Genomic DNA, 11,205 nt, shown 5'->3' with positions numbered 1-11,205 from the left:
CGGTGTATGATGCCCGCAAACAGGGGAATTAGCGCTCAGCGGTAACCAACCGCGGTGTATGATGCCCGCAAACAGAGAAAATAGCGCTCAGCGGTAACCATAAGAGTAGTATGATACCCGTAAACAGGAAAAATAGCTCCTCGCGGTAACCAAGGGAGGGGTATGATGCCCACGAACTGGATAAATAGCGCTCATCGGTAAGCAACCGAGAGGTATGATGCCCGCAAACAAGGAAAAGAGAACTGGATATGCCTTAAAAATAGTCCCATTTAGTAATTACTATGTAAAGGCAATATGATTTTTACTAGATTTAATGAATAAAATAATAGAGATGATACTCGGAGGAAGGTTTATTATGAAAAGATTAAAATTAGCAATGGTATTAGGTATTTCTTCTATAGCACTGCTTACTGCTTGTCAATCTAATGAGGACACAATCGAAACTTCTTCAAATGGAAAAGCGGCAAATGCAGAGGAAACGAAAGCGGATGTAGACCAAGATGTAAAAAATGAAAACAAGCAACAAGAAGAAAGCATGACTAAAGGTCAGGAAATGAGTCAGATTCTTGGCAGTACAGATTGGCAAGGAACAAAAGTATATGACAAAGATAATAATGATTTAACTATTGAGAATGCTAATTTCATTGGACTGGCAAAATATGATCAAACGACAGGGCATTATGAGTTTTTTGATGCTAAAACAGGTGAAACCCGGGGGGATAAAGGGACGTTCTTTATTACTAATGACGGGGAAAAGAGAATTCTAATTTCTGAATCAATGAACTACCAAGCTGTTGTTGACATGGTAGAACTAAATAATGAAGTGTTTACTTATAAAAGAATGGGGAAAGATGCGAATGGCAATGATATAGAAGTATTCGTTGAACATGTCCCGTACAAAGAAAAGGAGCTTGCTTTTTCTGATCCTGATAAAATATTGGACAATACAACAGGAGATATTGTTAAAGAGGTATCCGGTGATAAGACACTAGGAAGTACTCTATGGCATGGTACACTTGTCTTAGATGAAGAAGGCAATAATGTAACAGAATATAATTTTAATTTTATTAGTCTAGCAAAATTTGATGATAAAACGAATAAATATGAGTTCTTTAATGCGGAAACAGGTGAAAGCCGTGGGGACTATGGGTACTTTGCTGTTGTACATGAAAATAAAATAAGGGCACATGTTTCAATTGGAGATAATAAGTATGGTGCAGCTCTTGAAATTACTGAGATGAATAATAATAAATTTACTTATAAAAGAACTGGCAAAGACAAAGAAGGAAATGATATTACTGTATTTGTAGAGCACGAACCATATAACGGGGATCTAAAACCAGAATTTACACATTAAAACATATTAAATATGATGAGTCTAAGATGAAAAGGGAATGGTGAAAACCATTCCCTCAGCTTGTTTTTTAATTCATTATCATCCAGTTATTTTCGGAAGGACATTTAGATAAAAAATATATTAAATTGTAATAGTAAGGTCTTTAAAAAAATGCGTATGTGAATGGAAAGAATAAAGATTGCAAAGTGTGAGTACATTCCCAAAACGAAAGGTGATTTTTCAGGATGAATGATCATGTCAATTAAAACAAGGTTTTTGTTGTCGTATATTGGAGTAATTATTATATCCATTGCATTATTGTTAGCCGCTACTTTTTTAATCATATTTTCGATAACGGGAGATTTAAAATCAATCGAGCATTTTTACAAAAATACGTATGTTCAAAAACCTTTAACTGCTGAAGAAGAAAATGCATTCCTCGATTTAAAACTATTGGCAAAGCATAGTCCTGAGAAATTACTGGATCAAGGGGCAATCGAGCAAATTAATCAAAAAGGTATAAGCATTGTTGTTAGAAAGGACTCTAAAATCACGTATATATCACCTTCCTATCGTGGGAACAATTTACAGCATGAACTCCCTCCATTCGAAGAAACCAATATCAATACCAGAGATACTATAAAAGTAGGAAGTCTTTTTTTCACCTATGTAAAATTTGATTTTCGGTTTTCAGATAATGAGAAAGGGAGTATTTTTGTACTTAGAAAAGTAAGTTCTTATGCAGAGTTGTCAAAGGAATTATTTCCAATTTTATTAGGTTCATTACTCCTGCTTTTTATCATGATGATTGGAATATTGAATTATTTGGTCTCAAGAAGCATTATTAAACCCATTTCTGTTCTTAGAAAAGGTGCTGAACGGATAAAGTCTGGAGATTTAAACTTTCAAATTGCTGCTGCCTCAAAGAATGAAATTGGACAGTTGAATCAGGCTTTTGAAGAAATGAGAATCAAATTAAAAGAATCAGTGGATCTCCAAATACAATACGAAGAAAATAGAAAAGAATTATTGTCTAATATATCACATGATCTAAAAACTCCGATTACCTCTATAATTGGATATGTTGAGGGGATTAAAGATGGAGTAGCAAATACACCCGAAAAAATGAACAAATATTTGAATACGGTATATACAAAAGCTAAAGATTTAGACTTATTAATTGATGAACTATTTTTATTTTCTAAATTAGATCTTCAGAAAGAGCAGTTTTCATTTGAGAAAGTAGAACTTGTCCAATATCTGAAGGATTTTGTGGAAGAGCTATCGCTTGATCTAGTTCAGCAGGGCATCCTTTTAGAATTGAGCCCTGCATTAAAACCAGTCTATATTATAGCTGATAGAGAAAAGTTAAAACGAGTGATGTCGAACTTAATTAACAATAGCATAAAAAATATGAATAAAGATGAAAAGCGTATTTGTGTATCATTACATGAAAGATCCAATGACTTAATTATTCAAGTGATAGATAATGGGAGCGGGATTAAACCAGAAGCTTTGCCTTTTATATTTAATCGATTTTACCGTGCAGAGCAGTCGAGGAACTCTCAAACGGGTGGAAGCGGCTTAGGTTTAGCCATTGTTAAGAAAATTATTATGGAGCACGGAGGAGAAGTTTGGGCTGCAAGTGAGCTGAACAAGGGGACAAGTATCTTCTTTACATTAAATAAAGTAATAGAAATAGGTGATGAAAAATGAAAAGAATACTGCTTGTTGAGGATGAGGTAAGTATTGCAGAATTGCAAAAGGATTATTTAGAACTAAACAGTTTTAGTGTAGATATAGAGCATTCTGGTGAAAGCGGACTACAGTGTGCATTACAGGAAAATTACGATTTAATTATTTTAGACATCATGCTTCCAGGTATAAGCGGGTTTGAAATTTGTCAAAAAATACGGGCTGTTAAAAACATCCCTATCCTTTTTGTATCAGCTAAAAAGGAGGATATTGATAAAATTCGAGGCCTTGGATTAGGTGCAGATGATTATATTACAAAGCCATTTAGTCCAAGTGAACTTGTGGCAAGGGTAAAAGCCCATATAACCCGTTATGAGCGGTTAGCAGGAGGCGATGTCACATCTACCATTCATGTCCATGGAATGTCCATCGATAAAGTGGCCCGAAAAGTTCATATAAATAATGAATATGTATTATTTACAACCAAGGAGTTTGATTTATTAGTATTCTTTGTCATGCACCCTAATCAAGTCTTAAGCAAAGAACAATTATTTGAAAGAGTCTGGGGGGCAGATTCAGCTGGTGATGTGTCAACAGTGACTGTTCATATTCGGAAGATACGGGAAAAAATCGAAAGGGATGCTGCCCATCCAAAATATTTGGAAACTGTGTGGGGGGCTGGCTATCGTTTTAATATTTAATATCTTCGTTTATATTCAGTGTGATTGAAATAAAAGGAACGAAAGGGATAACTGGAACAACAGGGTTTATTTTTTGGTCCTCTATGAATTTGATTAAGAAAGTCTTCCTTATTAATGGAGAATGGGAGATACTTTAGAAGCACTATTAATAGTCATAAACGATTTTTCAATCCTAAAAAATCCAAAAATCATTTTTAGTGAAGAGCATGAAAGGTTCTAACAATATTAAAACACTTTTTAATTTTAGGCTATGTTAATGAATAATGTTGTTTTATTCTATAAAGAAAGGAACTCCTAATTCACAGGAGTTCCCACATTGCCTTCTAACCGAAGGAAGCTTTGAAAAATCAACTTTTGGTTTCTATATTAGAATTGTAAGTTTGTAACATTATTTTTCGTCTAATAAATAAAACAATAATTAAAATTGCTTCACTTATAACCAACATTCCTATTCCTAATGCTAGTCCTCCGAAAAACATAAATTCATTTACACGCCACGAAAAGAAAAACCAACCCATTATTGCACAAACACCTAATAACAAGTTAAGTGTACTGGCAATAATCGTCTGTGTACCAAATAAACCAGTTTTTTTAATCATTTTTGAGCTAAACCCATAACAAAATATCAAAGATATTACCATAAATGCAACGTAAATAGTTAATGCTATATCACTTTTTTCTAATGGCATAGTTTATCCCTCCTTAATTATTATTTATTATCAAATGCAAGTAATCTTTAAATTCCAAATTCTATTATTCTAAACGTATCATAAGTAACATTAGTTGAGAATATACAACTATCAACAATCATTTTCCTAATTGTTTCGTTGTTTCACAATATCAAAAATTGAAACCAACTCAATTAATGGTCAAGGTATTTCGTTGCCACACCATTAAAACGGTTCAACCAACCTTTTAATCGGCTGTGATTGGTATTTACATTTTGATTTGTTAAAGTCCTTTAATTTTCTCCGTTCTATCTGATTTAAAACGATAATGTTCCAATCCTTTGCTTGTTGCATAGATAGAAAAAACCTCCAAGCATCAGTACAAAGTGTGTTGTCTGATGATAGCTTAGAGCCGATAACCTTGTCTAATTGGGTTTTCATAATCCGACCTCTACCGAGCACACCTGAATAAGTGGCTTTTTGGCGGTCTCTTGCGATTAAAACACAGACTTGTTTGTGGCTAATACCATGATATTTTATTGAACTACCTATACTTTTGCGAGGTTTACGCCCTTCGATACTTCTTTTACCTTTTTCAGAGTAAAGAAAGTGCGTTTCATCCAACTCTACTATCCCTGAAAATGTGTTGAAATCTATTTGTTTTAGAGCTGACAACACTTTATGTCTCCAATAAAACAAAGTAAGATAATGAACATCATCAATAAGGCCGGTGCAAACCCTTCGAACAAATGATCTTTTTGTATTTTGGAACGTTCGTTTGCTTTATTCGATTATAAACAGAGTTATTTAACATAGCCTAATTTTAAAAAAATCAACATTTTGATCAATCTTTTTCAAAGTGCTGTTTTTTTTATTATTTAATTCAGATTTATTTTAAACGATTTTGTAAGCATAGCACACCGTCCATATATATAACTATGTTCGAAAAAAAGCTCAAGGTTACGGTATCGAATCGCATAAAGAGTTAAATGATATTTGAAATAGACAATCTCCGCACTGTACTAGGATTAGGAATAATGCTGATGGTAAAAGGGATTAAGTCAACCGTTCTTGCATTTTTAGGCTTTGAAATTATGCTGCTGCTTGTAGCGTTTATGAAACAGCCTGGCAAAGCCGTAAAAGTCGTTCTAGTGGGAGTATCCATTCCGATGATTTTCTACGTTATAACAGTTGTTATGGTTATAGGAGCGTTATCTGTTGATGGAATGGTTACGCGAACTTGGCCTACACTAGAACTTATGCGCAGTTTTGAGATCCCAGGTTTAGTCTTTGAACGATTTGAGTCATTGTTGGTTGTGATTTGGATTATGCAAATATTTACTACTTTTACAATCACCTATTATGCAGCTGCATTAGGGCTGTCTCAACCCTTCAAAAGGAGCATTCATCCATTTATATATGGTTTGATCCCGCTTATTTACATAATTGCTATGATTTCCAAAACCACCAATGACCTGTTTGAATTTGGGGATATAATCGGAAATGTCGCCTTATTTTTATTTGCCGTACTGCCATTAATCTTACTATTACTATCGAGATTGAAGATCGGAAAGGCATGATTTGTATGATTGTCCGGATCCTTTGGTGTTTGCTGATCCTTTGTTTACCTCTGTCTCTTTCAGGATGCTGGAGCAGCAAAGAAATTGAAGATTTAGGTCTAGTTGTAGGTGTTTCATTAGATCTCGAAAAAGAAGGAAGTGTTCCTTGGGATGAGAGACAGGAAGCCGAGTATCTCAAAGGAAAACGAATTACGATAACGAATCAATTTGTTACATCTGAAACAACTGGCGGTATTACAAAAGAAGGAAAATCTCAACAAAAAGCTTATAAAAATGTTTCTGAAACAGGAGATGCGATTCTACCCACTTTACGTAATATGTTATTGAAATTTGACAAACGCGCATTTGCTGAACACTCAAAAGTGATTGTCATTGGAGAGGATCTTGCACGTAATCTAAGTATGCAGCAGATTTTGGATTTCTTTATTAGAGAACAGGAGATAAGACCAAGTGGTCTCCTGCTTATTGATAAAAATCGTGCTAGCAAAGTATTAGAGACAAATGAACCCAATGAGATTCCGACATTTCAACTTGTTGAAATGACTAAAGGCCACAAAAGAACCACTATGATTTTTCCTCCTATGACACTTACAAAAATAGTGGGGAAATTACATTCAGAATCCAGTTTTCTTTTGCAGAATGTACTCTCGGACAATGGAAATGTAAAGTTTGCGGGAGCAGCCGTGATTGGAGGAAAATCGAAAAAATTGTGCGGGTTTTTGACTGATAAGGAATTAGAGGGGTTAACGTGGATAACTGGCGAAGGGAAGGGCGGACTAGTTAAAGACTTAGACGAGGAGACAGGTCAGCCTTTTGTATACGAAATTTTATCTATGAAAAGTAAAATTAAACCTTATGTTAAAGGAAATAATATTTCATTTGATATAAAAATTGAGTCAGAAGGAAGGATCGCTGAACATTGGGACTTCACTGAAGAACTACAAAAAAATAAATTCCTTAAAAGAGCAGAAAAATCTGTTGAAAAAGAGGTTGAACGCATGGTTAAGAATGTATTAGATAAAATACAAAAAGAATATCAGGCAGATGTTTCTGGCTTTGGAAATAAATTGAGGATTGAATATCCAAGGGTATGGGAAAAGAAAAAAAAGGATTGGGATCAAACATTTAGTGAGGTTCCAACCAATTGCGAGGTAAAATTAACTATCAAAGATTATGGGACCTCAAGTAATTGAAAAGTATTGTCTCACAGCGGTTAACGCTGGGAAGAAATGAAGTTAATATTTATGAATAAGATCTAAAAGGATTAATAAACTTTTTGTAGAATGCATTATCGTACATTAAAAATAGTACGTTCAAAGATCTCTTCATATAAAAGATTAAAAAAGAGGATTCAGTTTAGCTGTTCCATATTTTGGAGGGAACGTATATTCTTATGTTGAATAAATAGGAGTGATAATATGAATAACCAAAGAAAGTTAGTATTGTTTATAGCTCAAAGTTTAGATGGATTTATCGCAACAAAAGATGACTCTTTAGATTGGTTATTTAAAGTTGAAGGTGAAGGGGATAATGGGTATACGGAATTTTTTGAAACGATTGATACCATTTTAATAGGTAAAAGAACATATGATTGGATTATGAAGCATGAAAAAGGTCAATTTCCATATAAAGATAAATCGTGTTTCGTTTTTTCTAGGACAAGAAATGACGATACAGATCATGTGAAGTTCATAAATGAAGATATTGTTACGTTTACAAACAACTTAAAAAAAGAAGACGGGAAAAATATTTGGATAGTTGGCGGCGGAGATTTATTACATGCATTTTTAAAGGAAAATTTAGTTGATGAACTAATTTTGACAATCGCACCAAAGATAATCGGAGAGGGGATTCCTTTATTTAAAGAAAGCAATTATCATTTAGATCTTTATCTAAAAGGCACAAGAACCTTTAATCAATTTGTTGAATTACATTATATTGTTGGAAAATAAACATACTATTCGTATAGGTTTCAAAAGATTACTGAAATGGATAAACACAATTAGGCATATCAAAAAAACGAAGATGGTAGGAGGACTTTTCTTGAAAACTGTATATGATTTTCATGTGAAAATGGCGGACGGCAAAGAAAAATCATTGAAGGATTATGAAGGGAAAACGCTGCTCATTGTGAATACAGCAAGCAAATGCGGATTTACTCCTCAGTTTGAAGGACTTCAGAAGCTATATGAAAAATATAAAGAACAAGGCCTTGAAATTTTAGGCTTTCCTTGTGATCAATTCAATAAACAAGAGTATGACCATATTGAAGAAACGCTGAAGTTTTGCCAACTTAATTACGGAGTTACTTTTCCAATATTCGCTAAAGTTGATGTAAATGGAGAAAATGAACTGCCTTTGTATACCTATTTAAAAGATCAAAAGAGTGGATTTCTGTTAAAAAATATTAAATGGAATTTCACAAAGTTTTTGGTAGATTCAAAGGGTTTAGTGGTTGACCGCTATTCTCCGACAACAGAACCTAGCAAGTTAGAAGATGATATCGTGAAAAATTTGGCATTTAGAAAATAAGATACGAATTACGTTGTAACACAATCGAAATTTCTGTTACATAAAAACCAAAATTAGTATGCAAAGGAAGTTTTTGTTATATAGAAAACCTTTGCCATATTTAACCTTTACTAATGCCATATTAGTATTCTTGGGAAACACAGGGATATTATAAAAATTAGCATATTTTGGTGAATGAATAATAATATTACATCTGTTAGCCTACTAATATATCATTTTATGAGGAAATTAGGAGGCTAATAAGATGAATAAATTTAAAAAACTTTTGATTGTACCAGCTCTAGCAATTTCACTATTTAGTTTTAGCTCACAATCAGATGCAGCAACAAATATTCACCAAGTACATAATGGAGAAACTTATTGGACCATTGCGAACAATTATGGGGTTTCAGTGGCCAGCTTAAAGAAAGCTAATAACAAAACTAGTGATTTACTGAAGACCGGTGAAAAACTAATTATTCCAAATACTGCTATATCAAAAGCAGATAAGGAACTCATGGCACGTCTTGTCTCAGCGGAAGCTAAGGGAGAGTCTTATGCAGGAAAAGTAGCGGTTGCTACAGTCATTTTAAACAGAGTCGACAGTTCACTTTTCCCAAATACAGTAAAACAAGTAATCTATCAAAAAGTAAGCGGGCATTATGCATTTACGCCTGTTCAAAATGGAGAAATCAATCATCAAGCAGATGCCGCATCTAAGAAGGCTGTAGAGGAGGCCTTAGCGTTTAGAGGACAGGGAAGAGGCTCATTGTATTTCTATAACCCAAAAACTTCAACGAGTAAATGGATCCTTTCACGTGATGTGACGATTACAATTGGAAATCATCGATTCGCAAGGTAATATAAGCATCTGTATGTCTACCAAGGTGCTAAGCAATTGAAAAAGAGTGTGGCTCAATATAATTTTTGAGCCACACTCTTTTTTTAGCGAATTACCACAGTCACCATTAACATGGAGTATATACATATTACAAATAAGCAACTAAGAAGAAAAGATATAATAATTGATGCTTTTTTGAAGATCGATAAAACAACTAACCCCATAAATAAGAGAGAAAGGAAAAAGAACCATACTGAATTTACATTCAAAACGAATCCAATTGTATGACCAGATTCGAAAGTGCCATCGTGAAATAGTCTAAATATAGGTGATATTATATCACTAGTTAAAGGGAGCCCGTGGGGCGGTGATTGCTGCGAAAAAACTGCAGTAATTGTAAAAATAGCAAATAAAATAAAACCTTCGACACGAATCCAAGGGATCGGATTGAATGTATCATCTTTTGATAGTTTATATTTTACAAAGAAACCATTTACTAAGGCATAAAAAACAAGTGGCAGAAGGAATAAATGTTTCATTAATAACCCTTGTCCATATGAAACCAGCCACGAATCAATGTAGCCATCGATCATTAAATCCATCAGGAACAAACCGCTTAGAATGGTCGCAACGAAACAGCCAATAGCCACACTTGAAAACCAACTTAAAAATGCAAGCCAATTTTTATGATTGAGAGCAAACCAGCCAATAACCAGTAATATCCCTACCCAAATACTAACAGCTGATAAATGAAGAAAATCACTTATAATTCCTATAATTGGATCAATAACGCTTGCATGGCTGGACCAAGCAATGGTAAATATTATGCCAAATGTCAATAAAGCTCCTAAAATAGCGAAATTGCTCTTTTCAGTTGATTTTACTAAGGAAATTAATAATATCAATACAATGGAACCAAGAAGGGTAAAATCCCAAGCAGTTCCAATTTTGTAAGTTGTTAAGACTATCTTTAACGACTCAAATAAACCTAGCCGTGGAGCGATATATAAAGTAATATCCAGTACTGGAATAAACGCGAAAACAGGCAGCAATATGGCGCTAATAAGTAATAAGCGCTTAGGGATTTTAATATCTGGACGAAATTTACTTGGGACAAGTAGTAGAATAAAACTTCCTGCTAGGACCGAAAAGCATAAATACAAAAGCGTCTGACTAATGATCACTAATATATCCATTTATTATTTCTTTCTTTTAGTAAGGAAGTAGAAACCAGCCACTACAATGATTACTAACAGAACAATTAGAATAACTGTCATAGAAGTTGATTCTTTCGCCACGTCTTTTGCTGCAGCTGGTTGTTCCTTATCTTCTGTTGGTTGTTCAGCTGGTTTAGTCGTTTCTGATGGTTTCTCTGGTTCTTCTTCAACAGTTTCTGAAACTGGAACATTTACAGTAAAGGAGAATTCACCTTCTAATGGGTGACCGTCTGCACTAATAATACTCCAATTTACTTGATATTCATCATTTGGAAGCGGCTCAGCAACTGTACCTGTTAAGGTTCCCTCACCAATTATAATATCTTCAAGTTTTATTTCTTTCCCTTTTGCAGTTTTTACATCAATAAAACTGCCTTGTTCAATTTGACCATCAAATTCAAGAACAATTTCATTTAATGGCTCTGAAACAACATCTCCATCGGCTGGATTCGATCCGCCTAAATGAGAGTGAGCAAACGCGCTAGTTGTAGAGATAGTCATTGCTGCTAAAACTGCTACTATTGCGATAAAAATACGTTTCATAGTAATTCCTCCTAGAATTTCCACTATATTCATGAATAAAATGTTATTATTCATTTTCGTCAATTAGTATAAATAATAAATGTGAACTTTGTATGAAGTAACATTGATAAATC

At 33.9% G+C, this 11,205-nt stretch carries 9 protein-coding genes and 3 pseudogenes; 8 read left to right on the top strand and 4 right to left on the bottom strand.

From position 1 onward, the window contains the following. Positions 1-496 precede the first annotated feature (496 nt). From ASU02_RS13825 to ASU02_RS13815, 3 genes and pseudogenes are all read left to right on the top strand, one after another. Positions 497-1,357, top strand: a pseudogene (locus tag ASU02_RS13825) (DUF4822 domain-containing protein); the annotation flags it as partial. A gap of 234 nt (positions 1,358-1,591) precedes the next feature. Next, entirely contained in the window at positions 1,592-3,052 is a 1,461-nt protein-coding gene (locus ASU02_RS13820) for a sensor histidine kinase (RefSeq protein ID WP_057764550.1), read from the top strand. After that, the gene (locus tag ASU02_RS13815; protein ID WP_057764548.1) at positions 3,049-3,732 is read left to right on the top strand and encodes a response regulator transcription factor; all 684 of its coding nucleotides are present in this window, start codon (positions 3,049-3,051) and stop codon (positions 3,730-3,732) included. The genes ASU02_RS13820 and ASU02_RS13815 overlap by 4 nt, the downstream gene beginning before the upstream one ends. 347 nt (positions 3,733-4,079) lie before the next feature. Here the strand turns inward: ASU02_RS13815 and ASU02_RS13810 are convergent, their stop codons facing one another. Together ASU02_RS13810 and ASU02_RS13805 are read right to left on the bottom strand one after the other, a co-directional pair. Further along, the gene (locus ASU02_RS13810; protein ID WP_057764547.1) at positions 4,080-4,421 is read right to left on the bottom strand and encodes a hypothetical protein; all 342 of its coding nucleotides are present in this window, start codon (positions 4,419-4,421) and stop codon (positions 4,080-4,082) included. A 47-nt stretch (positions 4,422-4,468) separates the two neighbouring features. After that, a pseudogene (locus ASU02_RS13805) lies at positions 4,469-5,117 on the bottom strand (IS1595 family transposase); the annotation flags it as partial. 275 nt (positions 5,118-5,392) lie between these two features. Here ASU02_RS13805 and ASU02_RS13800 point away from each other — a divergent pair. From ASU02_RS13800 to ASU02_RS13780, 5 genes and pseudogenes are all read left to right on the top strand, one after another. After that, positions 5,393-5,980, top strand: a pseudogene (locus ASU02_RS13800) (GerAB/ArcD/ProY family transporter); the annotation flags it as partial. Between the two features lie 5 nt (positions 5,981-5,985). Then, positions 5,986-7,173, top strand: a complete 1,188-nt coding sequence (locus ASU02_RS13795) for a Ger(x)C family spore germination protein (RefSeq protein ID WP_057764748.1) — start codon at positions 5,986-5,988, stop codon at positions 7,171-7,173. Between the two features lie 225 nt (positions 7,174-7,398). Further along, entirely contained in the window at positions 7,399-7,932 is a 534-nt protein-coding gene (locus ASU02_RS13790; protein ID WP_057764545.1) for a dihydrofolate reductase family protein, read from the top strand. Between the two features lie 91 nt (positions 7,933-8,023). Next, the gene (locus ASU02_RS13785) at positions 8,024-8,512 is read left to right on the top strand and encodes a glutathione peroxidase (protein ID WP_057764543.1); all 489 of its coding nucleotides are present in this window, start codon (positions 8,024-8,026) and stop codon (positions 8,510-8,512) included. A gap of 244 nt (positions 8,513-8,756) precedes the next feature. Beyond that, entirely contained in the window at positions 8,757-9,353 is a 597-nt protein-coding gene (locus tag ASU02_RS13780) for a cell wall hydrolase (RefSeq protein WP_057764542.1), read from the top strand. An 83-nt stretch (positions 9,354-9,436) separates the two neighbouring features. Here the strand turns inward: ASU02_RS13780 and ASU02_RS13775 are convergent, their stop codons facing one another. After that, positions 9,437-10,528, bottom strand: a complete 1,092-nt coding sequence (locus tag ASU02_RS13775) for a copper resistance D family protein (RefSeq protein ID WP_057764540.1) — start codon at positions 10,526-10,528, stop codon at positions 9,437-9,439. A gap of 3 nt (positions 10,529-10,531) precedes the next feature. Beyond that, positions 10,532-11,092, bottom strand: coding sequence for a copper resistance CopC family protein (locus ASU02_RS13770; protein ID WP_057764538.1), 561 nt, complete (start codon positions 11,090-11,092; stop codon positions 10,532-10,534). Positions 11,093-11,205: the final 113 nt, after the last annotated feature.

This window comes from Cytobacillus praedii (genome assembly GCF_001439605.1).
GTDB lineage: Bacteria > Bacillota > Bacilli > Bacillales > Cytobacillaceae > Cytobacillus > Cytobacillus praedii.
This window is presented reverse-complemented; position numbering and strand designations above follow the sequence as displayed.

Bases quoted from the DNA above. Each gene is read 5' to 3' on its own strand.
- ASU02_RS13810 (WP_057764547.1), bottom strand. From the start codon at position 4,421: ATGCCATTAGAAAAAAGTGATATAGCATTAACTATTTACGTTGCATTT.
- ASU02_RS13815 (WP_057764548.1), top strand. From the start codon at position 3,049: ATGAAAAGAATACTGCTTGTTGAGGATGAGGTAAGTATTGCAGAATTG.
- ASU02_RS13780 (WP_057764542.1), top strand. From the start codon at position 8,757: ATGAATAAATTTAAAAAACTTTTGATTGTACCAGCTCTAGCAATTTCA.
- ASU02_RS13775 (WP_057764540.1), bottom strand. From the start codon at position 10,528: ATGGATATATTAGTGATCATTAGTCAGACGCTTTTGTATTTATGCTTT.
- ASU02_RS13790 (WP_057764545.1), top strand. From the start codon at position 7,399: ATGAATAACCAAAGAAAGTTAGTATTGTTTATAGCTCAAAGTTTAGAT.
- ASU02_RS13820 (WP_057764550.1), top strand. From the start codon at position 1,592: ATGTCAATTAAAACAAGGTTTTTGTTGTCGTATATTGGAGTAATTATT.
- ASU02_RS13770 (WP_057764538.1), bottom strand. From the start codon at position 11,092: ATGAAACGTATTTTTATCGCAATAGTAGCAGTTTTAGCAGCAATGACT.
- ASU02_RS13795 (WP_057764748.1), top strand. From the start codon at position 5,986: ATGATTGTCCGGATCCTTTGGTGTTTGCTGATCCTTTGTTTACCTCTG.